At 70.7% G+C, this 25,842-nt stretch carries 27 protein-coding genes; 25 read left to right on the top strand and 2 right to left on the bottom strand.

The annotated features are described in order from the left end of the window. Positions 1–1,029 carry a hypothetical protein gene (locus P1V51_10000; GenBank protein ID MDF1563368.1) on the bottom strand — a complete coding sequence of 343 codons (1,029 nt, stop codon included), beginning with the start codon at positions 1,027–1,029 and terminating at the stop codon, positions 1–3. A gap of 79 nt (positions 1,030–1,108) precedes the next feature. Between P1V51_10000 and cmk the strand changes: the two genes are divergently transcribed. From cmk to rsmI, 25 genes are all read left to right on the top strand, one after another. Beyond that, the gene (gene cmk, locus P1V51_10005; protein MDF1563369.1) at positions 1,109–1,783 is read left to right on the top strand and encodes a (d)CMP kinase; all 675 of its coding nucleotides are present in this window, start codon (positions 1,109–1,111) and stop codon (positions 1,781–1,783) included. A gap of 162 nt (positions 1,784–1,945) precedes the next feature. After that, positions 1,946–3,742 carry a 30S ribosomal protein S1 gene (locus P1V51_10010; protein ID MDF1563370.1) on the top strand — a complete coding sequence of 599 codons (1,797 nt, stop codon included), beginning with the start codon at positions 1,946–1,948 and terminating at the stop codon, positions 3,740–3,742. 238 nt (positions 3,743–3,980) lie between these two features. Continuing rightward, on the top strand, positions 3,981–4,892 hold the full coding sequence (gene sppA, locus P1V51_10015) for a signal peptide peptidase SppA (GenBank protein MDF1563371.1): 912 nt from the start codon (positions 3,981–3,983) through the stop codon (positions 4,890–4,892). Then, positions 4,892–5,200, top strand: a complete 309-nt coding sequence (locus tag P1V51_10020; GenBank protein MDF1563372.1) for an integration host factor subunit beta — start codon at positions 4,892–4,894, stop codon at positions 5,198–5,200. The genes sppA and P1V51_10020 overlap by 1 nt, the downstream gene beginning before the upstream one ends. After that, positions 5,197–5,526 carry a hypothetical protein gene (locus P1V51_10025; GenBank protein MDF1563373.1) on the top strand — a complete coding sequence of 110 codons (330 nt, stop codon included), beginning with the start codon at positions 5,197–5,199 and terminating at the stop codon, positions 5,524–5,526. Before P1V51_10020 ends, P1V51_10025 begins: the two co-directional genes overlap by 4 nt. After that, positions 5,519–6,703: a tetratricopeptide repeat protein gene (locus P1V51_10030; protein MDF1563374.1), complete on the top strand. Its 1,185-nt coding sequence runs from the start codon at positions 5,519–5,521 to the stop codon at positions 6,701–6,703. Before P1V51_10025 ends, P1V51_10030 begins: the two co-directional genes overlap by 8 nt. 207 nt (positions 6,704–6,910) lie before the next feature. Then, on the top strand, positions 6,911–8,611 hold the full coding sequence (argS, locus tag P1V51_10035; GenBank protein ID MDF1563375.1) for an arginine--tRNA ligase: 1,701 nt from the start codon (positions 6,911–6,913) through the stop codon (positions 8,609–8,611). Then, positions 8,612–9,343, top strand: coding sequence for an SPOR domain-containing protein (locus P1V51_10040; GenBank protein ID MDF1563376.1), 732 nt, complete (start codon positions 8,612–8,614; stop codon positions 9,341–9,343). Positions 9,344–9,367: 24 nt separating this feature from the next. Next, positions 9,368–9,730: a cupin domain-containing protein gene (locus P1V51_10045; protein ID MDF1563377.1), complete on the top strand. Its 363-nt coding sequence runs from the start codon at positions 9,368–9,370 to the stop codon at positions 9,728–9,730. Next, positions 9,727–10,071, top strand: coding sequence for a hypothetical protein (locus tag P1V51_10050; protein ID MDF1563378.1), 345 nt, complete (start codon positions 9,727–9,729; stop codon positions 10,069–10,071). The genes P1V51_10045 and P1V51_10050 overlap by 4 nt, the downstream gene beginning before the upstream one ends. Positions 10,072–10,081: 10 nt before the next feature. After that, complete coding sequence (locus tag P1V51_10055; protein ID MDF1563379.1) at positions 10,082–10,744, top strand: RNA pseudouridine synthase; 663 nt, start codon at positions 10,082–10,084, stop codon at positions 10,742–10,744. Then, complete coding sequence (locus tag P1V51_10060) at positions 10,741–12,072, top strand: MBL fold metallo-hydrolase (GenBank protein MDF1563380.1); 1,332 nt, start codon at positions 10,741–10,743, stop codon at positions 12,070–12,072. The genes P1V51_10055 and P1V51_10060 overlap by 4 nt, the downstream gene beginning before the upstream one ends. Before the next feature lie 21 nt (positions 12,073–12,093). Then, complete coding sequence (locus tag P1V51_10065) at positions 12,094–13,431, top strand: DUF5939 domain-containing protein (protein MDF1563381.1); 1,338 nt, start codon at positions 12,094–12,096, stop codon at positions 13,429–13,431. A gap of 135 nt (positions 13,432–13,566) precedes the next feature. Beyond that, positions 13,567–14,763, top strand: coding sequence for an alanine racemase (gene alr, locus P1V51_10070; GenBank protein ID MDF1563382.1), 1,197 nt, complete (start codon positions 13,567–13,569; stop codon positions 14,761–14,763). A 145-nt stretch (positions 14,764–14,908) separates the two neighbouring features. Continuing rightward, on the top strand, positions 14,909–15,691 hold the full coding sequence (locus tag P1V51_10075) for an ABC transporter permease (protein MDF1563383.1): 783 nt from the start codon (positions 14,909–14,911) through the stop codon (positions 15,689–15,691). Continuing rightward, positions 15,691–16,440 (top strand): ABC transporter ATP-binding protein, encoded by a 750-nt coding sequence (locus P1V51_10080; GenBank protein MDF1563384.1) that lies wholly within the window; start codon positions 15,691–15,693, stop codon positions 16,438–16,440. The genes P1V51_10075 and P1V51_10080 overlap by 1 nt, the downstream gene beginning before the upstream one ends. A gap of 6 nt (positions 16,441–16,446) precedes the next feature. Then, a complete protein-coding gene (locus P1V51_10085; protein MDF1563385.1) occupies positions 16,447–18,033 on the top strand; it encodes an MlaD family protein in 1,587 nt (528 codons plus the stop codon). A gap of 134 nt (positions 18,034–18,167) precedes the next feature. Next, positions 18,168–18,428, top strand: a complete 261-nt coding sequence (gene rpsP, locus P1V51_10090; protein ID MDF1563386.1) for a 30S ribosomal protein S16 — start codon at positions 18,168–18,170, stop codon at positions 18,426–18,428. Positions 18,429–18,534: 106 nt separating this feature from the next. Then, the gene (locus P1V51_10095; protein ID MDF1563387.1) at positions 18,535–18,768 is read left to right on the top strand and encodes a KH domain-containing protein; all 234 of its coding nucleotides are present in this window, start codon (positions 18,535–18,537) and stop codon (positions 18,766–18,768) included. Positions 18,769–18,800: 32 nt separating this feature from the next. Then, positions 18,801–19,322: a ribosome maturation factor RimM gene (gene rimM / locus P1V51_10100; protein ID MDF1563388.1), complete on the top strand. Its 522-nt coding sequence runs from the start codon at positions 18,801–18,803 to the stop codon at positions 19,320–19,322. Positions 19,323–19,326: 4 nt separating this feature from the next. After that, positions 19,327–20,079, top strand: a complete 753-nt coding sequence (trmD, locus tag P1V51_10105) for a tRNA (guanosine(37)-N1)-methyltransferase TrmD (GenBank protein ID MDF1563389.1) — start codon at positions 19,327–19,329, stop codon at positions 20,077–20,079. Positions 20,080–20,150: 71 nt separating this feature from the next. Then, on the top strand, positions 20,151–20,618 hold the full coding sequence (gene rplS, locus P1V51_10110) for a 50S ribosomal protein L19 (protein ID MDF1563390.1): 468 nt from the start codon (positions 20,151–20,153) through the stop codon (positions 20,616–20,618). Positions 20,619–20,769: 151 nt separating this feature from the next. Next, complete coding sequence (locus P1V51_10115) at positions 20,770–22,812, top strand: hypothetical protein (protein ID MDF1563391.1); 2,043 nt, start codon at positions 20,770–20,772, stop codon at positions 22,810–22,812. Positions 22,813–22,819: 7 nt separating this feature from the next. Further along, entirely contained in the window at positions 22,820–23,530 is a 711-nt protein-coding gene (locus P1V51_10120; GenBank protein MDF1563392.1) for a ribonuclease HII, read from the top strand. Beyond that, positions 23,527–24,375 (top strand): 16S rRNA (cytidine(1402)-2'-O)-methyltransferase, encoded by an 849-nt coding sequence (rsmI, locus tag P1V51_10125; GenBank protein MDF1563393.1) that lies wholly within the window; start codon positions 23,527–23,529, stop codon positions 24,373–24,375. The genes P1V51_10120 and rsmI overlap by 4 nt, the downstream gene beginning before the upstream one ends. A 36-nt stretch (positions 24,376–24,411) precedes the next feature. Here rsmI and P1V51_10130 read toward each other — a convergent pair whose 3' ends face one another. Continuing rightward, positions 24,412–25,800, bottom strand: a complete 1,389-nt coding sequence (locus P1V51_10130) for a hypothetical protein (protein MDF1563394.1) — start codon at positions 25,798–25,800, stop codon at positions 24,412–24,414. Positions 25,801–25,842: the final 42 nt, after the last annotated feature.

Raw genomic sequence — 25,842 nt, forward strand, 5'->3', positions numbered from 1 at the left:
CTACTCCAGCGCCGCGCAGTCCAGGGGCGAGAGCTTCTCGACGCCGCTGATCTCGAAGGGCGTGTAGGCCGTCTGCCCGCGCTCGCGGCTGGTGTAGTACCAGACCCGCTTCAGCTCGCACTTGCCCTCGGGGCTGCGGGTGCCCAGCAGGGCCGGGAGGCTCTGGCGCTCGGCCCCGCTCTTGGCCTCGATCCAGAGGGCCGGCTGCTCGGGGAAGGTGAAGCGCTTGATCGAGCTCATGGGATCGCGGCGGTAGTAGGCCGCCTTCAGCTCGTCCTTGAAGCGCGCGAGGGAGGCCTGATCCGCGTCGGGGAAGAGGCGGGGGAGGGCCTTGCGGCGGCTCAGATCCTCGTAGCGCTTCTGGTGGTAGGCCCCCAGGCGGGTGATGAGGGCCATCATCTCGCCGTTCTCGGGGTCGAGGGCGCGCACCTGCAGGAGGCTCACGTGGACCGCCGGCGGGACGGCCTCCTCGCGCGAGACGGCGAGGTCGAACTGCTCGTTGGCCTGCCGCAGCCAGGCCGCGGTGGCCCGGCTGCGCTCGGCCTCGAGGTTCTTCCGGGCGCTGGCCAGCTTCTTGATGGGCGGGCTCTGGTCGGCCTCGGAGAAGGCCTTCACGTAGGAGGCCGAGAGCTTCTCGGCCTCGTCGAGGCGGCGCAGCAGGTCGGCGTACTTCTCGAAGCGCTCCTTGCCGCCCTGGAAGAGGCCCAGGTTCCAGGTGCCGGTCGCCAGCTCGTCGGCGGTGGTCACCAGCTCGGCGTAGAAGTTCAGCTGGGGGTCCAGCCACTTGCGCAGCCGGGCGACCCGGTCCCGGGTGGCCCGGGTGTAGGCGTCGCTCTCGGAGAGGAAGCCCATCTGGACCCGCCGGCCCAGCTCCTGGTGGATCAGATCCAGGGACAGCTTCAGGTTCGCCAGATCACCGATCTTCTGGTGCTTCTCGACGGACTTCCAGTGGAGCTCGATCTCCTGGATCGAGTCCGCGCCTCTGGCGGGTCCGGCGCCGAAGAGGAGCGCCAGGACCGCCACCCTCATGAGCAGAGTCCCTCTCATAGCCCCTCGAAGTTAGATCGTGAGCGGGGAGGGGCTCAAGTTCGTGCTAGATCTACGACCCATGGCCACCTTCATCCTCGCCATCGACGGGCCCGCCGGCGCGGGCAAGAGCACCGTGGCCCGGCGCTGCGCCCAGGCCCTCGGCTACTGCCTCGTGGACACCGGCGCCATCTACCGGGCGGTGGCCCTGCGGGCCGATCGGGCCGGGGTGGCCTTCGAGGACGAGGCCGGGGTGGCCTCGGGCCTCTCGGACCTGGCCCTGCGCTTCGAGCTGCAGGGGGAGACGAACCACGTCTTCCTGGAGGGCGAGGACGTCTCCCGGGACATCCGGACGCCCCGGATCTCCATGGGCGCCTCGACGGTCAGCGCCCACCCGGCGGTGAGGGCCGGCCTGCTCGAGCTCCAGCGCCGCCTGGCCCGGGAGACCGATCTGCCCGGCTCGGTCCTGGAGGGCCGGGACATCGGCACCGTGGTCTTCCCGGACGCCGACCTGAAGATCTTCCTCACCGCCAGCCCCGAGGCCCGGGCCGAGCGCCGCTACCTGGAGCTGAAGGCCCGGGGGGAGGCCACCACCTTCGAGGACGTCCTGGAGGAGCAGCGGCGGCGGGACGCCCAGGACAGCGGCCGGGAGGTCGCGCCCCTGAGGGAGGCCGAGGACGCGGTGCGGGTCGACACCACCGGTCTGGGCATCGACGAGGTCGTCGGCCGGATCGTCGAGCTGGCCCGGTCCGCTTGACCTTGGGGGGGCGTCCCCATAGGTTGCGCCCTCCAATACGAGCCCCGGGACGTCCCGGTGCTTGGCCCCGGGTCGAGTCGATTCCCTGCTCGACCGGGAAGAATCAACCAAGGGGACTGCAGTTGCATTCGTAGAGGAATACGTATGACTACGGCCGACAACATGTCGCCTGATCAGGCGGCGGCCACCGAGGGCAGCGAAGACTTCGCTGCCATGTTCGAAGCCTCCCTCAAGCAGACCGAAGAGATCAAAGAGGGAGAGATCGTCAAGGGCAGGGTGATCCAGATCACCAAGGACTTCGCGATCATCGATATCGGCTTCAAGAGCGAGGGGCACGTCTCTCTCTCCGAGTTCCGTGATGCCGAGGGGAACGTCTCGATCGAGGAGGGGAACGAGGTCGAGGTGCTCGTCGAGTCCCTCGAGGGTCGCGACGACGTCATCGCCCTCTCCAAGGAGAAGGCCGACAAGATGAAGGTCTGGGACGAGATCTCCGCTGCCTGCGAGCGTGACGAGATCATCCAGGGCGTCATCATCGGACGCGTCAAGGGCGGCCTCTCGGTCGACATCGGCGTGAAGGCCTTCCTCCCCGGTTCCCAGGTCGATCTGCGGCCCGTGCGGAACCTGGAGAAGATGATCGGCCAGACCTACGACTTCAAGGTCATCAAGTTCAACAAGCGTCGGGGCAACATCGTGCTCTCGCGGCGCGTCCTGCTGGAGAAGGAGCGCGAGGCCCAGAAGGCCGTCACGCTGACCCGGATCCAGGAGAACGCGATCATGGAGGGCGTGGTCAAGAACCTCACCGACTACGGTGCGTTCATCGACCTCGGCGGCATCGACGGCCTGCTCCACATCACCGACATGAGCTGGGGCCGGGTGGGTCACCCCTCCGAGCTCTTCAACGTCGGCGACGCGGTCAACGTGATGATCCTCAAGTTCGACGCCGACTCCGAGCGCGTCAGCCTGGGCCTCAAGCAGATCCAGGAGGATCCGTGGCTCAAGGCCGACGAGAGCTACCCGCCGGGCACCCGCGTTCGGGGCAAGGTGGTCAGCCTCACCGACTACGGCGCCTTCATCGAGCTCGAGCAGGGCATCGAGGGCCTGGTGCACGTCTCCGAGATGAGCTGGACCAAGCGGGTGAAGCACCCCTCCAAGCTCGTCAACGTCGGCGACGAGGTCGAGGCCATGGTGCTCGACATCGACACCGAGCAGAAGCGCATCAGCCTCGGCATGAAGCAGCTCGAGGCCAACCCCTGGACCCTCCTCGAGGACAAGTACCCCATCGGGTCGGTCATCAAGGGCCAGGTGCGCAACGTCACCGACTTCGGCGTCTTCGTGGGCGTCGAGGCGGGCATCGACGGTCTGGTGCACGTCTCCGACGTCTCCTGGACCCACCGGGTGAAGCACCCCGGCGAGCTCTACAACAAGGGTGACGTGGTCGAGGCCGTCGTCCTCCACATCGACGTGGAGAACGAGCGCTTCTCGCTGGGCATCAAGCAGCTCCACCCGGATCCCTGGGATACGCTCCCCGAGCGCTTCCCCGTGGGCAGCCGGATCAAGGGCAAGGTCACCAAGGTCACCGACTTCGGCGCCTTCGTGGAGATCGAGCCTGGCATCGAGGGCCTGGTGCACATCTCCGAGATGCGCGAGGGCGAGCGAGTCGAGGATCCGAGCGAGGTCGTCAAGGACGGCGAGGAAGTCTTCGTGAAGATCATCGACATGGACTCCATGGAGCGCCGGATCGGCCTCTCCATCAAGGCCCTCCAGGCCGCCGGTGAGGAGGAGTACCAGGAGTTCCTCGAGAGCCAGGGCAAGGCCACCGCCAGCCTCGGCGACCTCATGGGCGCCAAGTTCGGCGGCCTGACCCCCTCCGACGCCCCGGCCGAGGAGGCCGCCGCGGACGAGGAGAGCGAGGAGGCCCCGGCCGACGAGGCTCCCGCCGAGGAGTCCGACGACGAGTAGCGGCCCGCCCCACGGGTCCTTCAGCGCCGGCGCCGGGAGGCGCCGGCGTCACGAAGAGAGGACGGCCCGCTCGCCCGACCTCCGCCAGCGCGGAGGGGAGGCGGACGGGCCGTTTCTCGTCGGGGCCGGGGGGCGACCCGCCGCAGCGGGGCGGGTGGCGCTCCCCCCCCAAGGCGCGATAGGAAAACGGTTCGCTTCCCGCGGCGACGCCAAGAAGGGGAGCACGGAAGGAAGCTGAATGGACAAGCGTGCCATCGTCGTGCTCGGGGTGATCTTCGGAGGCCTCTTCCTGGTCTTCTTCGGGTTCCTCGCCCTCGCCATGGTCTCGGGGCCCGGCACCGGTCCCTCCCTGGGCTCCGGCCCGCGGATCGGCGTCATCGAGGTGACCGACGCCATCATGGACTCGAAGCAGACCCTCGAGGATCTCAAGGCCTTCCGGGAGGACAAGGCCATCAAGGCCATCCTGGTCCGGATCGACTCTCCCGGCGGCGCCGTGGCGCCCAGCCAGGAGATCCACGACGCCATCCTCGGCGCCCGCAAGGAGAAGAAGGTGGTCGTCTCGATGGCGAACACCGCCGCCTCCGGGGGCTACTACATCGCGGTCGCCGCCGACGAGATCATCGCCAACCCCGGGACCGTGACCGGCTCCATCGGCGTCATCTCCCAGTTCACCATCGTCAAGGACCTGGTCGAGTGGGCCAAGGTCGACGTCGAGACCATCAAGTCCGGCGCCCTCAAGGACGCGGGCTCGCCCTTCCGCGAGATGAGCGAGGAGGAGCGCAGCTACTGGCAGGCCCTGGTGATGGACATCTACGAGCAGTTCGTGGGCGCCGTGGCCGCCGGGAGGAAGATGGATCCCGAGAAGGTCCGCGCCATCGCCGACGGCCGCGTCCTCACCGGCAAGCAGGCCAAGGAGGCGGGGCTGGTCGACGCCCTGGGCGGCTTCGACTTCGCGGTGGAGCGCACCGCCGAGCTGGCCGGCCTCGAGGGCAAGCCCCGGCTGGTCTACCCCGAGAAGGACGAGCAGGAGGTGCTGCGCGAGCTGCTCGCCGGCGGCGCCCGCTCCATGACGAAGGCCGCGCTCTCCGAGCTGGAGCTGAAGCTCCGCGATCACGGCCGTGGTCCCAACCTCATGCTCCTGGCCCGCTGATGACGAAGAGCGAGCTCATCGCCCGGGTGGCCGCGGCCTCGCCGCACCTCGCCAAGAAGGACATCGAGGCCTCGGTGAACGCGGTCTTCGCCGCCATGACCGAGGCCCTCTGCCAGGACGACCGCATCGAGATCCGGGGCTTCGGCTCCTTCGCGGTGAAGCGCCGGCCCGCCCGCGAGGGGCGCAACCCCCGCACCGGCAAGAAGGTCTTCGTGCCCACCCGCCGGATCGCGGTCTTCACCCCGGGCAAGGCGGTGCGGCTGCGTCTCAACGACGAGGACGACTTGGAAGGAGGAGACGAGCGATGAAGAAGGTCCCCACCATCATCGGGCTGGTCGTCGGGGTGCTGGTCGGCGCCTACCTGGTCGCCTTCGCGCTCTTCAACCGGGACGTGGTCCTGGTGGACCTCACGCCCTTCCCGACGGTCGAGGTCCCCATCTACGGGGTGGCGGCCCTCGGCGTGCTGGGTGGCGCCATCGTGATGGGGGTGGTGACCCTCCTCACGGCCTTCCGGGGCGCTCGCCTCCGCAAGGGGATGCGCCAGCGCATCCAGAGCCTCACCGAGGAGGTCAACCGGCTCCGGAACCTCCCCCTGCAGGGTGAGGCCGGCCAGGAGCCCGGGAAGGATGCCTGAGGAGACCCTCTTCTGGATCGCCACCGGGGTGGTGGCGGCGCTCGGGGTCGCCAGCCTCGCCCTCTGGGGGCGGATCAGCGGCGGCCGTCAGCGGGCGGTGGACGAGAAGCAGGCCTACCTCAAGGGCGTGCACTACCTGCTGGTCGATGACACCGACGCGGCCATCGAGGCCCTGACCCGGGTGGTCGAGGTGAACACCGAGACCATCGACACCTACTTCGCCCTCGGAGTGCTCTTCCGGCGCAAGGGGGAGCTGGAGCGGGCCACCCGCATCCACCAGAACATCCTGCTGCGGCCCGGGATCTCTCCGCGGATCGAGGCGCAGGCCCACTGCGAGCTGGCCGAGGACTACCGCGCCTCGGGCCTGCAGGAGGAGTCGGCCGCCGCCTACGAGAAGGCCGAGAAGGTGGCGCCCAAGGGCTGGGACCGCCTGCCGGAGGTCCTCGAGGGGCTGCGGGACGTGCGCATCCTCCAGGGACGCCTCGAGGCCGCCGTCGAGGTGCAGCGCCGCCGGATGCGGCTGGTCGACGGCGACGAGCGCGGGGTGCTCGCCCACCTCCTGGCCGCCCTCGGGGCGCGGCTGGCGGGGGAGGGGGCCACCGAGGAGGCCCGCCGCTTCCTGAAGGAGGCCCTCAAGGCCGACGCCGACTGCGTCGAGGCTCACCTGGAGATGGGGCGCTTCGCCGCGAAGCAGCTCGCCGACCGGAAGCTGGCGCAGAAGCACCTCGAGCGGGCGATCGATCTGCAGCCCGAGGTCATCGTGCTGGCCTATCCCATCCTGGCCGACCTCCACTTCGAGGGAGGGGACTTCGAGGCCTTCGGCGCCTTCCTGCAGGCCGCGGTCGGCCGCCACCCCGACGACCCCCACCTGCGGCTGGCCCTGGCCCGGCACCTCCGGGCCCGGAAGCTGAACGACCGGGCGGTGGAGGAGCTGCGGCTGGCCCTCGACCTCGATCCGGACTTCCGGGCCGCCCGGCAGGAGCTGGGCCGGATCCTCCTGGAGGAGGACAAGGGGCGAGAGCTGCGGGAGCAGTTCGCGGCCATCCTCGAGGGGGCACCTCCGAAGGCCTCGGACTTCACCTGCGCGCGCTGCGGGCAGCCGGTCGGGGCGCTGCTCTTCCGCTGCCCCCGCTGCCAGGCCTTCGGGACGATCCGCTGGAGGGCGGCGACGGCCTGAGCGCGCCGCCCCCGTTGCCGTCCCCGTCCTCGTCCCCGTCTTTTCCCGGGGAACCCGGGATGGGACGCATTTCTTGACGGATCCGGATCCCGTTGCAGGATGAGTGTGCCGAGGTAGGCAAAGGGTGCCGTCAGGATCCGGCGGTCCCCCGAACTCCTACCCCCGACGACATCGAGAGAGACGGAAGGCGAGAACGTGCAAGAGCGAGTGAGAGAGCTGGTCGAGGCGGCCCTGAAGGCGGCCGTGGAGGCCGGAGAGCTGGACCTGGGCGAGGCCGGGCTGGCGGGGGCTCCCCCCGTGACCCTGGAGGCTCCCCGCCGTCCCGAGCACGGGGACTTCGCCACCAACATCGCGATGAGCCTGGCCCGCGTGGCCCGGAAGAAGCCCCGGGAGATCGCCGAGGTGCTGGCCGCGCGCCTGAAGGAGACCGAGCTCTCCGAGGTCGACGTGGCCGGACCGGGCTTCATCAACCTGCGCCTCCCGCCCGCCGCCTGGGGGAGGGCCCTGGGCGCCGTCCACGAGGCCGGCGACGCCTTCGGCCACACCGAGGGCGGCGCGGGCAAGCGGGTGCTGGTCGAGTACGTCAGCGCGAACCCCACCGGCCCGATGCACGTCGGCCACGGCCGCGGGGCCGTCACCGGCGACGTCGTCGCGACGCTCCTCACCTGGGCGGGCTACGAGGTCGGCCGCGAGTTCTACGTGAACGACGCCGGCAACCAGATCAAGAACCTCGTGGCCAGCGTCCACGCCCGCTACCTCGAGCTGCTCGGCGAGACGGTCGAGTTCCCCGAGGACGGCTACCCGGGCGACTACATCATGGACTGCGCGAAGGCTCTCCACGCGAAGGAGGGTGAGCGCTTCCGGGAGGCCGACGAGGCCGCCCTGGCCGAGGTGCGGGCCTTCAGCGTCGAGTACATGCTCGACTGGATCCACGAGGATCTCGCGGCCTTCGGCATCGTCTTCGACGACTTCGCCTCCGAGCTCTCGATCTTCGAGCGGGGCCTGGTGAAGGAAGCCCTCGAGGAGCTGCGGGGGAAGGGCCTGCTCCAGGACGAGCCCGACGGCGCGGTGCTCTTCCGGGCCACCGAGTTCGGGGACGACAAGGACCGCGCGGTGCTCAAGCGCGACGGGACCCACACCTACCTGGCCGCCGATCTGGCCTACCACCGCGACAAGCTCAAGCGGGGCAACGACTGGCTGATCAACATCTGGGGCGCCGACCACGCGGGCTACGTCAGCCGGATGAAGGCCTCGATCCAGGCCCTCGGCCGCGATCCCGAGGCCCTCACCGTCGTGCTGGTCCAGATGGTCAACCTCACCCGGGACGGCGAGCCGGTGCGGATGGGCAAGCGCTCGGGCACCTTCGTCCCCCTGCGGGAGGTCATCGACGAGGTCGGCCGCGACGCGGCGCGCCTCTTCTTCATCATGCGGCGCTCGGACGCCCAGTTCGACTTCGATCTCGAGCTGGCCAAGAAGAGCTCCCTGGACAACCCGGTCCACTACGTGAAGTACGGCCACGCCCGCTGCGCCAGCCTCCTGGCGAAGGCCGAGGAGCGGGGCCTGCCCATCCCCGCGGGGGTGCCCGGGGAGGCGGCCCTCGCCGCGCTCGGCCTCCCGGAGGAGGTCGCGCTCTGCCGGGAGATCCTCTCCTTCCCTCAGGTGGTGGCCGGCGCCGCCCAGAACCTCGAGCCCCACCGCATCGTCTACTACCTCCAGGAGACGATCGCGGCCTTTCACAGCTACTACACCCGCACCGGCAAGGACGATCCGATCCTCTCGGACGACCCGGCCAAGCTCGCGGGACGCCTCTTCCTCGTTCAATCCCTCAAGCAGGTCCTCAAGAACGGCCTCCTCATCCTCGGGGTCGAGGCCCCCGAGCGCATGGACTGGTCGGAAGGAGAGCAATAGATGGCAACCTCCAAGAACAACCGCAGGCACGATGTCGACGTGGAGCTCACGCTGGAGCGCGGTCAGGTCACCTCCCTGATCGTCGGCTCGGTGGTCGCCCTGGGGGCCGTCTTCCTGGTGGGCGTGGGCGTCGGACGGCGCCTGGCTCCGGTGCCCGAGGCGGGCGCCGCCAAGACCGAGGCCCGGGAGGGCACCGCCGCGGTGCCGACCCTGACCTTCCACGACACCCTGACCCAGGAGACCGTGGAGGAGGCCGTCGCCGTCGCGCCGGCCGCGCCCGCGCCGGCCGCCAAGCCCGCCCCGGAGAAGGCCGCGCCGAAGCCCGAGAAGGCGCCGGCGCCGAAGGCCGACGCCGAGGCCCTCGCGAAGACCCACGCCTCGGTGGCCGCCACCGTCGCGGCCCTGGCCAAGCCCGCGGCCAAGCCCGAGGCGGAGCCGAAGGCCGTCGAGAAGACCGCCGTGGCCACCGCGAAGGCCGCCACCGACGCCGCCAGCGAGACCCGCTTCTCGGTGCAGGTCGCCTCCTCCCAGAAGGAGGCCGACGTCACCCGGCTGGCCGCCCGCATCAAGGAGGCCGGCTACGAGGCCACCATCGTCCCCGCCGAGATCCCCGGCCGGGGCCGCTGGTACCGCCTGCGGGTGGGCAGCTTCGCCAGCCGCGAGGACGCCGCGATGAAGCAGGCCGAACTGAAGGTCGCCCTCGATCTCTCCGGGATGGTGGTCGCCATCTGAAGCCTCCGGCGGTAGGCTCCGGCCATGATCCGCCGAGTCGAGAAGCCCTGGGGCCACGAGATCATCTGGGCCCACACCGACCGGTACGTCGGGAAGCTGCTCCACATCGACGCCGGACAGCAGCTCTCCTACCAGTACCACGAGCTCAAGGAGGAGACGCTCCGCGTCGAGCGCGGGCGGATGCTCCTGGTCTACGACCACGGGCAGGGTGAGGGCCGGCAGGAGCGGGTGATGGAGGCCGGCGACGTGGTCCACATCCCGCCCGGGATGCGCCACCGGATGATCGCCGAGACCGACGTCGACGTGATCGAGGTCTCGACCCCCGAGCTCGACGACGTCGTCCGCCTCGAGGACGCCTACGGGCGGGAAGGGACGAGCACGCCATGACCCGCATCGCCAGCAGCACCGCAGCCCTCCTCCTCGGCCTCGCCCTCGTGGCCGGCGCGGGGGCCTGCGGCGAGTTCGATCCCGGGGACGAGGTCCTGCTCTTCGAGGTCGTCCCGCAGCAGGTGCCGGTGGGCGCCAGCGCCGAGCTGCGCGGCCAGAACCTGGGCGAGACCCAGGGGGCCGGGTGGGTGACCCTCGCGGGCGCCCCGGCGCCGGTCCAGGCCTGGGCGCCGGACCGCATCCTGGTCGAGGTCCCCCAGGTCGGCCCCGGCGAGGTCCTGGTCGTGGTGAACTGGCCCGACCACCGCACCGAGCCGGTGGCCCTCACCGTCCTGCCCTGAGCCGACGGCCGTGGAGCGGATCGCGCAGGGCGAGGGGTGGGTGGCGGTGGCCAAGCCCTCGGGGCTCCCGGTGGTGCCCACCCGCCAGGATCCAGAGGGGGAGACGGTCCAGCGCCTCCTGGAGGCCGAGCTCGGCCAGAAGGTCTGGGTGGTGCACCGCCTCGACATGCTGACCAGCGGGGTGCTGGTGCTGGCCACCGACCTGGAGGCCCACCGGCGGCTCTCCCTGGCCTTCGAGAAGCGCGAGGTGGAGAAGACCTACCTGGCCCTCTGCCGCCGGCAGGATCCCGACGCGCCCACGGCCGGGCGGATCGATCTGCCCATCGCCGAGAACCCCCTCGGGGGGATGCAGGTGGTGCGCGAGCCCGATCCCACGGTGAAGGCCCGGGCGTCGCAGACCCGCTTCCGCGTCCTGTCGCTCGAGAAGGATCTCGCGGCCATCGAGGCCAGGCCCCGGACCGGGCGGCGGCACCAGATCCGCCTGCACCTGGCCGCCGTGGGCTGGCCGCTCGCGATCGATCCCCTCTACGGCGGGAAGGAGCCCCTGGAGAAGGACGGCGTCCGCTGCGAGCGCCTCACCCTCCACGCCTGGCAGCTCTCCTTGCCCGGGGAGGAGACCCTCGTCTGCCCGCCGCCCCCCGACCTCGCGCCCTTCCTGGGAGGCCTGCCGTGAAGGTAGTCACCGAGAAACGCCGCCATCCTCTGCCCGACGGGGAGGTCACCGTCCACGGCGCCGTGCGGAGCGTGACCGGGGCGATGCTCGAGGCCCGCCTGGGCGGCGCCCGGATCCTCATCGACTGCGGGGTGGCGCAGGGGAGGGACCGGGAGGGGTGGAGCTTCCCCGAGAGCGTGGCCGGGGTCGACGCCGTGGTGCTCACCCACGGGCACAACGATCACGTGGGCAGCCTGCCGGAGCTGATGGCGCTGGGCTACGCGGGACCGATCTTCGCCACCAGGGCCACCCTCCAGATCACCCGGGTGGTGGTGACCGACTCCTTGCGCCTGCAGCGGCGGCGCAACGAGGTCCGCCCCTTCGAGGAGTGGTTCGCGGCCCGCAGCCGGCCGGTGGCGCACGACGCCTGGACCGAGCTGCCGGGGGGCGAGGCCCGCCTCGCCCTGCGGGAGGCCGGGCACATCCTCGGCAGCGCCAGCGTCGAGTTGCGCTCGAGCGCCTCGCGGGTGATCGTCTCGGGAGACCTGGGGCGCCCGGACGTGCCGATCCTGCGGGATCCGAACACCACCTGGGACGACGACGTGCCGGTGAACCTGGTGTTGATGGAGAGCACCTACGGCGACCGGCGGCACCGGGCCATCCCCGACGAGGTCGAGGAGGACCTCCTCGAGATCGTGAGGAAGGTGGAGGCCGCCCGCGGCCGGCTGCTGGTCCCGGCCTTCGCCATCGGCCGCACCCAGCTGCTCCTCTACCACCTCAACAGCCTCCACGAGGCGGGCCGGATCGGTCCGATGCTGGTGGCCCTCGACTCCCCGATGGGGATCGAGATCACCGAGCTGCACCAGGCCCACCGCCGCCTCTTCGATCGGGAGGCCCTCGACCGCCTGCACCGGGGCGACGACCCCCTCGACTTCGACGGACTCTACGGGGTCCGCCGGGCCGAGGACTCCCGGCGCCTGCGGGAGGAGCCCGGACCGATGGTGGTGATCGCGGGCAGCGGGATGTGCACCGGCGGCCGCATCGTGGGCCACCTGGTGGAGCACCTCGACGACGCCTCGACCACCGTGCTCTTCGTGGGCTACCAGGCGGCGGGCACGCCCGGGCGGCGGATCCAGGAGGCCGCCGCCCAGAAGGGGTGGATCCGGCTCGAGGGGCGGGAGGTGCTGGTGCGGGCCCGGATCGCCACCCTGGAGGGCCTCTCGGCCCACGCGGACCAGGCGGAGCTGCAGGCCTGGCTCGCCGCCATCCCGGGGGTCGAGCGGGTGGGGCTCTACCACGGGGATCCCGGCGCCCAGGCGGCCCTCGCCGGCCTCCTCTCTCCGGGCTGAAGCGCTGCTATCCTCCGGGGCATGACCACGCCCCTCCAGACCCGGCTCGGGGTCCTTCGGGACCAGGGTGTCTCCCAGACGATCTGTGACCGGCTCGGTGAGCTGATCGAACAGGGCCCGCCCGAGATCCTGGCCAAGGCGGTGCCGCCGCGGCTGGCGGCGGGGTGGGGGACGGATCCCGAGGAGACCCTCGAGGCCTTCCTGCACGCGACGCGGGTGGGGCTCTTCGATCTGGAGTGGGATCTGCGCTGCCCCAGCTGCACCGGCCCGGTGCAGAACACGACCCACCTGCGCGAGCTGCGCTCGAAGGCGAGCTGTGACCTCTGCCAGATCGACTTCGAGGGCGGCTTCGACGACGCGGTCGAGGTGACCTTCCGCGTGCACCCCGATCTGCGAGACCTCTCCGGCCTCGATCTGGTGCAGGTGGTCCTGGCTCACATCGAGCCCTCGCCGGTGCTGCAGCTGCAGGCCGGGGCGGGGGGCAGGGCCGAGGGCGAGGTGGAGCTGAAGGAGGGGAACTACCACTGGATCGTGCCCGGGCAGATGGCCGCGGTCGGGATGCGGGTCGACGCCGCGGCGCCCGCCGGGGAGGCCGTGATCCGCCTGCGCAGCGACGGGCACCTGATCGATCGCGGCGCCTGGCTGCGGGCGCCGGGCACCTACCGGGTCGTGCTGGAGGCGAGGCCGGAGGCCGACGACGAGATCCTCCTGACCCGGGCCTCGGACGCCCCCTGGATCTCGGCCGCGGAGATCGCCTGCCGCCAGAGCTTCCGGGATCTCTTCTCCTCGGAGCTGATCCGCGCCGACCAGACCTTCTCGGTGAAGAACCTCGCCTTCGTCTTCACCGACATCAAGGGCTCGACCGAGCTCTACGAGCGCCTCGGTGACGCCCGGGCCTTCGAGCTGGTGCGGGAGCACTTCGACATCATCATCGAGCTGGTGAAGCGCCACCGGGGCGCCATCGTGAAGACCATCGGCGACGCGGTGATGGCGACCTTCCAGTCCTCCGAGGACGCCCTGCGCTTCATCTTCGAGATGCACACCGACTTCGACCGCTTCAACGAGGCCGAGGCCGTGCGCGACGACATCATCGTGAAGGTGGGCCTGCACCGGGGCCCCTGCATCGCGGTGAACCTGAACGACCGGATCGACTACTTCGGCCGCAGCGTGAACACCGCGGCCCGGGTCCAGGGGCTCTCGGTGGGGGGGGACATCGTGATCTCCGCCCGGACGGTCGAGGATCCGCGGGTCGAGGCCCTCCTCGGGGACGGGGGCTGGGGGCGAGAGGCCTTCGAGGCGGAGCTGAAGGGGATCGAGGGGAAGGTTCCCCTCCTGCGGCTCGCGCGCGCCGGTTCCTAGGAAAAGCCGTGCACGTCGACGTGCACGTGCACGTGCACGGGTTGGTCTACCGATTGCAGCTCCCGCGTTGACACCCTCTCGAAGGGCCGATACCGACTGCCGAGGTAATCCATCATGTCCGCGACAACACCCCCCGTGTACCCCGCCCCACGCCTCCACCGTCCCACCCGGGTCGAGATCGATCTCGCGGCCCTGCAGCGCAACGCCGTCGCCTGCCACCGGCTGGTGAGCGGCGCGGCGACGGGGGAGGGGGCCCCGCCCCGGACGCTGGTGGTGGTGAAGGCGGACGCCTACGGGCACGGCGCCACCCTGGTCGCCCCGGCCCTCCAGGCCGTCGCCGAGGAGGCCGACATCGCCTTCTTCGGGGTCGCCCTCATCGAGGAGGGGCTGGAGCTGCGCGCCGCCGGGATCGCCCTGCCGATCCTGGTGCTCGGCGGCGCCTTCGGCCAGGAGGGGCTGGTCGATGCGGTGCGCGAGGAGCTGACCCCGGTCGTCTTCCGGCCCGAGCACCTCCGCGACCTCTCCCTGGCGGCGGCCGCCGCGGGGCTGGAGGAGCCCTTCCCGGTGCACCTGAAGATCGACACCGGGATGGGGCGGATCGGGCTGCTCCCCGAGGAGCTGCCCGCCTTCCTCGACCACTTCGCCGACCACCCCCGCCTGCTCCTGGACGGAGTGCTCTCCCACTTCGCCAACGCCGATCTGGCCGACGACGAGGAGACCGAGGCCCAGTTCGAGCGCTTCGCCCGGGCGGTGGACGCCGTGCGCGAGGCCGGCCACCGGCCCCGCTGGATCCACCTGGCCAACAGCGCCGCGACCCTGACCCGGACGGCGCGCGTCGCCGCCGGCGGGCAGCGGGTCTCCCACACCCTCATCCGCCCCGGGCTCGCCCTCTACGGCTACCCTCCCTCCGATCAGGCGCGCTCGGCGGCGAAGCTCGAGCCGGTGCTGCGCTGGAGCACCCGGATCTCGCACCTCAAGCGGGTCGGCAGCGGCTTCAAGGTCTCCTACGGTCAGACCTGGACCTCCCGCCGCGAGAGCCTCATCGCGACCCTCCCGGTGGGCTACGCCGACGGCTACGACCGCCGCAACTCGAACGGCGCGCCGGTGCTGGTCCACGGCCAGCGCTGCCCCGTCATCGGGCGGGTCTGCATGGATCTGATGATGATCGACGTCACCGACGTCCCCGAGGCCGCCGTGGGCGACGAGGTCGTGCTCCTCGGGGCGCAGGGGGAGGGCTTCATCGGCGCCGACGAGCTCGCGGAGCGGGCGGGGACCATCTCCTACGAGGTGCTGTGTGGGGTCGGTCCCCGGGTTCCCCGCGGGGCCAAGTAGCTGCCCCGGGCCAGACCCGTACACGTGTACGTGCACGTCGACGTGTACGGCTTCTCGGGGCTCCCCGCTGGACTTCCTCTTTCTGCTATCTTCGGCGGTCCGGGGTCCGCGAGGGGCGGACCTCCCCAGAGGGTAGAGTCACGCAGTGAGAGCCATCCGGGCATTCTTCGAGTCCATCGGTCAGTCGGTGCTCTCCTTCTTCACGGCGCTGGGGGGGATGATGGTGCTCCTCTTCCAGACCCTGGTCTGGGGTCTCCGGCCGCCCTACCGCTTCTCCCTCTTCTTCATCCAGGCCGAGTCCATCGGCGTGGGCTCCCTCTTCATCGTCGCCCTGACCGGCCTCTTCACCGGGATGGTCTTCGCCGAGCAGTCGAACTACGCCTTCGGGCTCTTCGGCGCCGAGGGGCTGACCGGCGCGACCGTGACCCTCTCCCTGACCCGCGAGCTGGCGCCGGTGCTCACCGCCCTGATGGTCACCGGCCGCTCGGGCTCCGCGATGACCTCCGAGCTGGGCACCATGCGGGTCACCGAGCAGATCGACGCGCTGACCACCATGGCGGTGAACCCGATCCAGTACCTGGTGGTGCCCCGGATCACGGCCTCCACCCTGATGGTGCCGGCCCTCTGCATGGTCTTCAACGTGGTCGGGGTGATGGGCGCCTACGGGGTGAGCGTGGTCTTCGGAGACCAGAGCGCCGGCACCTTCATCGACCGGACCCGCTACCTGGTCGACCCCATCGACATCTGGTCCGGCGCGGTGAAGGCCACGGTCTTCGGCACCGTCATCGCGCTCATCGCCTGTTTCCGGGGCTTCTACGCCTCGGGCGGCTCCAAGGGCGTGGGGCTGGCCACCACCGAGGCTGTGGTGACGGCCTCCATCGCCATCTTCATCCTCGACTACTTCCTCACGGTCCTCCTCCTCATCTGATGCCCGAGCCCATCATCAAGATCCGGGGGCTCCACAAGTCCTTCGGGGACCACCACGTCCTGCGGGGCATCGATCTCGACATCGAGGCCGGCAGCACCGTGGTCATCCTCGGGGCCTCGGGCTCGGGCAAGAGCGTGCTGATGAAGCACATGATCGGCCTGCTCAAGCCCGACGCGGGCCAGGTCCTCGTGGACGACGAGGACATCGTGAGCATGGGCGAGTCCGAGCTGCAGCGGGTCCGCCAGAAATTCGGGATGGTCTTCCAGCAGGCGGCCCTCTTCGACTCGATGACCGTCTTCGACAACGTCGCCTTCCCCCTGCGCGAGCACAGCCGCCGGATGCCCTTGAAGGAGGTCCGGGAGAGGGTCGCCGAGAAGCTCGGCGCCGTGGGCCTCTCGGGCACCGAGGAGAAGCTCCCCGCTGAGCTCTCCGGCGGCATGCGCAAGCGGGTCGGCCTGGCCCGGGGCCTGGTCCTCGATCCCAAGATCGTCCTCTACGACGAGCCCACCACGGGGCTCGATCCCCTCACCACCGACGACGTGGACGAGATGATCCTCGAGGCCCGCAGGGCCTTCGAGGTGACCAGCGTGGTCATCTCCCACGACATCGCCAGCGCCTTCAAGGTGGCGACCAAGCTGGCGGTCCTCTACCATGGGGAAATCGTCGCGGAGGGGAACCAGGACGAGCTTCGAGCCCATCCTCATCCTCATGTGCAGGAGTTCCTGGGCATGTGGTTCTCCAAGAACTGACACCTCATGCAGAACTTCTGGTCACCTCTGAAAGTCGGCGTGCTCACCATGGGCGCGCTCCTCTCGGCGATCTACGGCATCGCCGAGGTCACCAAGAGCAGCCTCGACGACGACAACTCCTACGTGCTCACCGCGGTCTTCCAGGACGCCTCGGGGCTGCGCACCAAGAGCAGGGTGCAGATCGCCGGCATCGAGGTCGGACAGATCGACGACATCCGCCTCGAGGGCGCCCGCGCGCGGGTCTACCTGCGGGTGAAGAAAGAGGTGCCCCTCCACCTCGACGCCCGCGCCAGCAAGCGCAGCGAGGGCTTCATCGGCGACATGGCCCTCGACCTCTGGCCGGGCACCGAGGAGAAGGCCCTGCTCAAGCACGGGGACGAGATCAAGGACGTGCAGTCCATGGGCGACATGGACAAGGTCTTCGCCACCCTCGGGGACATCACCGAGGACATCCAGGCGATGACCTCCAACCTGCGCACTCTGCTGGCCGGCGACGACGTCGGCGGCATCAAGAAGATCATCGACGAGATCGGGCTGCTCACCGAGAAGGTGAACGAGACCATCGGCGAGGCCGGCGTGAAGCTGAAGGCCATCCTGGAGGACGTCCAGGAGGTCACCGGCTCGGTCACCGACCTGGCCGACGAGGAGGCGAAGACGGTCAGCAGCATCCTGCGCAACGTCGACAAGGTCTCCCAGCAGATGCAGGCCGCCATCACCGACGTCCAGGACGTCCTGGCCACGGTGAAGGGGGTCCTGGGGACCTCCGAGGGGGAGCTCAAGGACGGGGTCGCGGGCATCCGCCAGAGCCTGGAGAAGGTGAACAGCTCCCTCGATCAGCTCAACTCGGTCACCACCAAGATCTCGGAGGGGGAGGGGACCATCGGCCGGCTGGTCACCGACGACACCCTCATCCGCGAGATCGAGGAGACCGTCGGCGACGCCGCCGACTTCGTGGACCGCCTGATCAAGCTGCAGACCGAGGTCAGCCTGATCTCCGAGTTCCACACCCGCAAGGCCTCCAGCCGGGAGAACCTGGGCCTGCGCCTGATCCCCTCCGAGGACAAGTGGTACGAGGTGGCGGTGATCAGCCCGCCCCGGGGCATCCCCGAGATCGAGACCACGGACGTCATCGACGAGAACGGGAACGTCACCACCACCACCCTGCGCACCACCAAGAACGGGATCGGCTTCAACCTCCTCTTCGCCCACCGCTGGCGGATGAAGGGCTGGTCGGTCACCGGCAAGTTCGGCCTCATCGAGACCACCGGCGGCCTGGCCGGCGACGTGGGCCTCTTCGGGGAGCACCTGCGCCTCTCGGTGGAGGCCTACGAGTTCACCAGCATGGACCGGAAGTACCCGCGGGTGCGGGCCTTCGCCACGATCTCCTTCCTCAAGCACCTCTACGTCACCGGCGGCGTGGACGATGCCCTGAACCCCACGACCGTCGCTCCGGCGGGGGTCGGCGGGGCGGACGCGGCCCGCTTCGAGCTGCCCGCCCGGGACTTCTTCGTGGGCGCGGGCTTCTACTTCACCGACGAGGACCTCAAGACCCTCCTCACCACGGTCGGGGTCCCGAGCATGGGGGGTGGGTAGAAATACCTACTCCGGAACCAAAGTGCTTGATCTTTGGGTTCCCCCCACATAAATACGCGTGCTTCGACCCGCCCGTGGCAGCTGTGCCGACGGGGCGCGCGCGAATTCCCGCAAGATTTCACGAGAGGTAATCCATGGCGACTGTCCTTCGACTGGCCCGTGCCGGTGCCAAGAAGAAGCCCTTCTACCACGTGGTGGCGGCCGATACCCGGTCTCCCCGCGACGGCCGTTTCATCGAGAAGATCGGGACCTACGACCCCTCCAACAAGGAGAGCGGCGTGAACTTCAAGGCCGATCGCGTCGATCACTGGCTCTCCGTCGGCGCTCGTCAGAGCCCGACCGTGGCCGGTCTGATCAAAGCCTGGAAGAAGCAGGCCGCTTCTTCCGAGGCCTGAAGCTCTCGATCGCGGTACGTGTGAGGGCCTCGAGCAGCGAGGCCCTCGCGGCGTTCCTCCGCTCGACCGACGACCCCGCTCTATGAACAGCGGAGCCACCACGCCCGTGCTCGAGGAACTGGTGACGCAGATCGCCTGCGCCCTGGTCGACGAGGTCGATCAGGTCCAGGTGAACGTCATCCAGGGCGAGCAGACCTCGGTGATCGAGCTGAAGGTCGCCAAGAGCGACCTCGGCAAGATCATCGGGCGCAAGGGCCGGACGGCGACCGCCATGCGCACCATCCTCGCCGCCGCCTCCACCAAGCTGCGGCAGCGCACGGTGCTCGAGATCATCGAGTAGGTCTCCTCTTCGCGCCGCTCGAAGGACTCGCGATGCGTGGCACCTCGCAGGATCGGGTCATCCTCGGCACCCTCGGCCGCCCCCACGGCCTGAAGGGCGAGCTGCGCTTCTTCCCCGGGCACCCGGAGTCGGAGCTGCTGGAGTCCCTCGAGGTGGTCCACCTGGGCGAGCGCGGCGAGCGCGGCGTCCTCGGGGCGCGCCCGGCGGGGCGCTTCTGGATCCTCGAGCTGGAGGGGGTGAGGGATCGCGACGCCGCCGAGGCCCTCAAGGGGGTCGAGGTCTGGGTCCCGCGGGACACGCTGCCGGAGCCCGAGGAGGGCGAGACCTACCTCACCGACCTGATCGGCTGCGAGGTGTGCAGCCAGGAGGGTGAGCGCCTCGGCCGGATCACCGGCCTCGAGGTGGGGGGGAGCCAGGCCTTCCTCACCGTGGAGGCCAGCGGAGGGGACTGGCTCCTGCCTGCGGTGGAGGCCTTCCTCGTCGAGCTGGACGAGGCGTCCCGGATCCTGACCGTCTCCCTCCCCGAGGGTCTGGTGGAGAGCCAGAGGGAGTAGGGCGATGCGCTTCGAGATCCTGACCCTCTTCCCCGAGCTGCTCCAGGAGCCCCTCCAGGGGAGCATCCTCGGCCGGGCGGAGACCGCGGGGCACGTGCGCTACGACTTCCGGAACATCCGGGATCACGCGGAGGGGAAGCACCGCATCGTCGACGACTCGCCCTACGGGGGCGGGGCCGGGATGGTGATGAAGCCCGAGCCGCTGGTGGCCGCCATCGAGGCGGCCCGGGGAGGCGGCGAGAGCGCCGCGGGGCAGCGGGTGGTCCTCCTGGGGCCGGCCGGGGCGCCCTTCACCCAGGAGAAGGCCCGGGAGCTCGCCACCCTGGAGCACCTGATCCTCGTCTGCGGCCGCTACGAGGGCGTGGACGAGCGGGTCCGGAGCTTCATCGACGAGGAGATCTCGGTGGGGGACTTCGTCCTCTCCGGGGGCGAGCCTGCCGCCTGGGTGGTGGTGGACGCCGTGACCCGCCTCCTGCCCGGGGTCCTGGGCAACGCCGAGTCCGCGGAGGCCGAGTCCTTCGAGGACGGCTGCCTGGAGCACCCCCACTACACGCGCCCCCCCGTCTTCCGGGGCCTGGAGGTCCCGGAGGTCCTGAAGTCCGGGGATCACGCCAAGATCGCCCGCTATCGCCGGATCGCGTCGCTGCAGCGCACCCGCGCCCGCCGGCCGGACCTCTTCGCCCGCCTCCAGCTAGACCCGAAGGAGGCGGCCCTCCTGGCCGCCGAGGGGCCGGGCGAGGAAGGTGAAGGCGAATGAAGCGAAAAGACTTGAGTTATCGAGCCAATGCCGGTAAACACGCCGGCTCCCAAGCTTTGTAGAGGTACGCCATGCGTCAGAAGGCCATCAACGATATCGAGAGCCGTTGTCTCCGCACCGACATCCCGCGGATCCACCCGGGCGACACCGTCCGCGTCCACCTGCGCATCAGCGAGGGTGACAAGGAGCGCGTCCAGGTCTTCGAGGGCGTCGTCCTCCGCGTGAAGGGCCAGAACGCGCTCGCCACCTTCACCGTGCGCAAGGTCTCCTTCGGCATCGGCGTCGAGCGGATCTTCCCGCTCTACTCCCCGCGGATCGAGAAGGTGGAGATCGCCGCCTCCGGCCGCGTGCGCCGCGCTCGCCTCTACTACCTCCGCGCGCTCTCCGGGAAGAAGGCCCGCCTCAAGGGCACCCAGATCGGCGATCGCGGTCGCGAGCTGCCCGCCTCGCTCGTCTCCAGCTCGGACCCCGAGGCCAGCGTGGCCCCCGAGGCGGTCCCGGCCGCGGACGCCGCTGGCGACGAGGCCTCCGCCGAGTGAGCCGAAGGGCGCCCGGGACCGGGCGCCCACTCCAGCATTTGGCCACGTGAGTCGCGGCCGGGACTTGAGGTAGAGTGAGTCCCGTTCGCCAGCGAAGCGTGCCATGCTGATTCACGAGATCGTACTTCAAGGGGTGCCGGGGAGCCCGGGGATGTCCCGGCTCACCATCGGGCGGGGGCTCACCGTGCTGGTGCCCACGCCGGGGCAGCCGCCGCTCCCGCTGGTCCGGCTGATCGCCCACATCCTCTTCGACGAGAGCGTGGAGCCGCCGCCGGATCTGGTCGCGCCCGGCGCCGAGGCCTCGCGCGCCGGCCTGACCCTCCAGGACGCCGGCGGGCGGGTCTATCGCATCCTCCGGGATCTGAAGCGCGGGAGCGTTCAGCTCCTCGTCCTCGATCCCGCGACCCAGCAGTTCAACCCGGTCTCCACCCGCGCCGCCGAGGTCGGGCAGTACCTCCGCTCGCAGGCGCAGGTGCCCGCGCTCGACCTGATCGAGGGGCTCTTCTCCCTCCAGGCCAGCGACTCGCCCTCGCGGCGCCCCCTGGCGGCGGCCGCCCCGGAGCCAGCCTCCGCGAGCTCGCCCTTCGGCGGGCTCGCCGGCCGCACGGCCACGCCGCCCGGCGGGCTGCCGGCCAAGCGCTCGCTGCCGCCCTCCGACGCCCACTTCCCGGGCTTCACGGGAGGGCTGGACGCGGGGCCCGCGGCGGGCGGCGGGACCGGGCTGGGGATGAGCCGGGAGGAGCTCGAGAAGCGGATCGCCGAGCTGGAGGTCCAGGCCACGGCCCTCGCCGAGGTCGATCAGGTGCAGTTCGAGCTCGACGGGCTGCAGCAGAAGGTCGACGCCATCGACCAGCAGCTCTCCAGCGTGAAGGAGCTCGAGGCCCGCCTCGAGGAGCTCGACCGCCAGCTCGAGCGCTTCGGTGATCTCTCGGCGTTGCCCGAGGACTTCGGCTCCAAGGTGGCAGGCTTCGCCGCCTCCAAGGACCGCCTCGACCGGGCCCTGGAGCGGATCGAGGTCGAGCGGGGCTCCTTCGAGGAGCACGCCGCGGTGCCCGGAGAGCCCCTGCAGCGCAACCGCATCTTCCTGGGTGGCCTGGCCGGCGGGCTCGTCCCCTTCGGCCTCTCCATCGCGGTCGACGTGCGCAGCCTGGCGCTCCTCGCGCCCATCGGGCTGGGGGCCGCCGCCTTCGGGCTGCTGCGCCACTTCGACGGCCAGGAGGATCACGCCGGCCTGGGCCGCCGCATCGCGGCCCTGGACGAGCGGGCGGAGAAGGCCCGGCGCACCTTCGAGCTCGAGACCTCCCTCGTGCGCCGCACCATGGAGCAGGTGGGCGCCGAGTCGCCCGAGGAGCTGGTGGCGCGGCTGGGCAAGCGCGAGCAGGCCCTCCAGGCCCGCCACGCGGCCGACGCGCAGCTCGCGGCGAAGCGAGACAGCCCCGAGGCCCAGGCGAGCATGGCGGAGCGGGGCCGGCACTCCGTGCGGATCGCCGAGCTCGAGGGCAAGCTCGCCGGCGCGGGCGGCTTCGTCCAGGACCCCGCGGATCTGCGCCGGGAGATCGAGGGCCTGAAGGCCGAGCTGGCCCGGATGGAGGGGGGCGGCGTCTCCCTCGAGCTCGGCGGACCGCCCACCGGCGGCTACGGGGCGACTCCCCCGGGGCAGCCCGGCTTCGGCAGCCTGGGCGGCGGCTCCTTCGGCGCGACCTCGCCCCTGATGGGAGGCCCCTCCGAGGCGCCCTCGGCCGAGGTGGCCGCGCCGCCGAACCCCGGGCCCGAGCTGCTCTCCCTGCTCTCGGACGTCCTCCACCGGCCCATCGAGGAGCTCCTCGGCGCGGTGGGGCCGCGACTCTCCCAGTACGTCGCCGCGCTCTCCCAGGGCCGCTGGCGAGGCGCCAGCTTCGTGGGCAAGGCCGACCTCCAGATCGACGAGGCGACCGGCCCCTCCCTCGACTGGGCCTCGCTCTCGCCCGCCGACCGCGACCTGGCCTACCTGGGCCTGCGGCTGACCGTCGCCGAGCTGGCGGTGCGCCAGAGCGCGACCCCCTTCGTCCTCGACGAGCCCCTCCTGGGATCGGCCCCCCAGGGGCTGGTCATGAAGATGCTCGCCGCCCTCGGCGGCGTCACCCAGATCCTCCTCCAGAGCTCGGACCCCGCCTGGCAGCAGGCGGCGACGACGGTCCACCCCCTGGGCAGCTGAGGTGGCGGTGGCGTCGGGCTCCCGGCAGATGGTCCTGCGCCTCGACGCGGCCCCGGGTGAGGAGGGGCCGGTCCTGGGCTGGGGCGAGCGCTGGGCTCGGAGCCGGGGCCTGGAGGCGATCTGCGGGGTCGACGAGGTGGGCCGGGGGCCCCTGGCCGGTCCGGTGGTGGCCGCCGCGGTGGTCCTGCCCCGGCCCCTGGAGGAGGCCCTCTGCGCGGAGGGGCTCGACGACTCCAAGAAGCTCGACGCCCGCCGCCGCGAGCGCCTCGACCGGCGGATCCGGGAGGGAGCGGCCTGGGGCCTCGCCGAGGTCGACGTCGAGACCATCGATCGGATCAACATCCTCCAGGCGAGCCAGCTGGCCATGCGGCGGGCGATCGACGACCTGGCCGGGCGGCACCCCGGGGTCGAGCCCGCCTGCCTCCTGGTGGACGGTCACCTCGTCCTCGAGCCCTCTCCCCTGCCGCGGGCGGTCCAGCGCGCGGTGGTGAAGGGAGACAGCCGCTCGGTGGCCATCGCCGCGGCCTCGGTGGTGGCGAAGGTGCACCGGGACGCCCTGATGGTGACCCTGAACGGCCGCTACCCCGGCTACGATCTGGCGAGGAACAAGGGGTACCCGACCAAGGTGCATCGGGAGGCCCTGGCCGCCCTCGGGCCCACCCCGATCCACCGCCGCAGCTTCAAGGGCGTGCTCCCCGAGGAGGGGGCGAGCGAATGAGCGAGGCCGGACAGGGGATGGGGACCCTCTACCTCCTGGGGACCCCCATCGGGCACCTCGGCGACGTCAGCGACCGCCTGCGGGAGGTGCTCGCCTCGGTCTCGGTGCTCGCCTGCGAGGACACCCGCACCACCCGCAAGCTGCTGGAGCGCTTCCAGATCAAGGGCCCGAAGCTGGTGGCCTTGCCCTCCCACGACGAGGCCCGCCGCGCCGAGCCCCTCCTCGAGGTGCTGCGGGAGGGCCGGGACGTGGGCCTGGTCTCGGAGGCGGGGATGCCGGTGGTCAGCGATCCCGGCGCCCTCCTGGTGGCCGGCGCGGAGGCCCTCGGCGCGCCCGTCGTGGTGGTGCCGGGCCCCAGCGCCGTGACGACCGCCCTGGCGGCGAGCGCCTTCCCGGGGGGCCGCTTCCACTTCCTCGGCTTCCTCCCCCGCAAGGGGAGCGATCGCCGCGAGCTGATCGCCGAGGCCGGCCGGTGGCCGGGGACCCTGGTGCTCTTCGAGGCGCCCGCCCGGCTGAAGAAGACCCTCGGCGATCTGGCCGAGGCCTGGGGTGGGTCGCGGCGGGCCGTGATCTGCCGGGAGCTGACCAAGCTCCACGAGGAGCACCGGCGGGGCACCCTCGCCGAGCTCCGCGACGGGCTCGAGGAGAAGGTCCGCGGGGAGATCACCCTGGTCATCGCGCCCGCCGAGCGGGCCGAGGGACCCTCTCTCGGCCTCGAGGAGGCGCTGGAGCAGGTCCAGGCGAGGGTCGAGGGGGGTGAGCGGCTGAAGGATGCCTGCAAGGCCGTGGCGAGCGAGAGCGGGCTCTCGTCGCGAGAGCTCTACCAGGCGGCGCAGGCCCGCTGACGCTGAGGCGGATGCCGAGGCCGAGGCCAGGGTCGCCTAGAAGTTGACCTCGCCCGTGAGCATGATCCCGAAGAGCGTCGTCTCCTCGACGCGGAAGCGGCGGCCCGGCTGATCGTAGCGGAAGTCGTAGTTCGGGTTCTGCTCGGGGTTGGGGCTAACGTCGGAGGTGGGATCGGTGTCGATGCCCGGCAGCTCGACCAGCCCCGTGTCGTCGAGATCCTTGCCGATCGACTCGCCGGTGAGGAAGTGCTCGGTCTCGTGGCCGTAGGTGGCCAGGACGTGGAACTTCGCGTAGCGCGAGGCCTGGACCCGCACGCCCAGGGTGCCCGAGAGGCGCAGGAACTCGTCGCCGTAGAGGGACTTCTGCAGGGCGTCGGAGAGCTCGTTGAAGACCCGGCCCTCGGAGACGTAGTCGGCGGTGAAGGAGAGCTGGAAGGCCACCCGGACGTAGCGCTCCGGATCGACGTAGGGGAGGAACTCGGCGCCGAAGGTCATGCCGCCCACGTGGGAGGGCATGTAGCCGCCGCGGTTGTTGCCCTCCCGCACCCACTCGTGGCCGATGGGGTCGTTGGTGCAGGTCGTGCCGACCTGGTCGTCGTCGGGATCGAAGTCGGCCAGGTTCGAGGGGTTCTCGCAGTTGTGCCAGGCGTGAGGCACCTGGGGGGAGGGCAGGCGGTAGTGGAAGTCCACGAAGGGATCGACCAGGCCCAGGTTCTTGGAGAGCGCGGTGTAGAAGGTGAAGTAGTTGGTCTTCTCTCCGATGGCCGCGGGGTTGGCGCTGTCGTGGGAGACGTTGGACTGGCTGCGCTTGTCGGCGGTCGGGGCCTGCCAGTCGAAGCCGATGGTCCAGGAGGGATCGTAGCGATCGCGCTCGTCGTTGAGGATTCCCCAGGCCAGGCCGACGTGGAAGTCACCCAGGCCGCCGCGGTAGGAGTTGTTGTCCGAACCCACGAAGGGGTCGAAGTCGAACATCGCGCCGGTGCAGTTCACCGTGTCGATGGTGCCGTTCGGACAGATGCCGTCCTGCTGGAAGATCGTCGACTGCTGGGGCAGCCCGTCGAGATCCGCCGATCGCCAGGTCTGGGTGTCGGCGAAGACGATGGGCAGCATGAAGTTGATCTCGAGATCCTTGTAGAGGCCCGCCCGGGCCCGGATCTGCATCTCGCTGATCACCTGCTTGTGGCGCAGCTCCGTCACGTCGAGGATGCCGCCGCCCTGGAGGTTCTCCCGGGTGATCTTGCTCTGCTTGAGCACCCGGTTCCACCCGAGCTCGAGCTCGAGGTCGAAGGGGTCCTCGCCGTCGGCGGCGTCGGCGACCTCGGTGATCTCGGCGGCCCGGGCAGCGCCCGGGACGGCGAGGGCCGGCGGGATCAGCGCCAGACAGAGTGCGAGAATCAGCGGATGGCGGCTCGGCTGGACGCGCATCGGCACGCTCCCTCCCAAGAAAAATCAAGCAGTTACCGGCAA

The organism is Deltaproteobacteria bacterium (assembly GCA_029210625.1).
GTDB lineage: Bacteria > Myxococcota > Myxococcia > SLRQ01 > SLRQ01 > JARGFU01.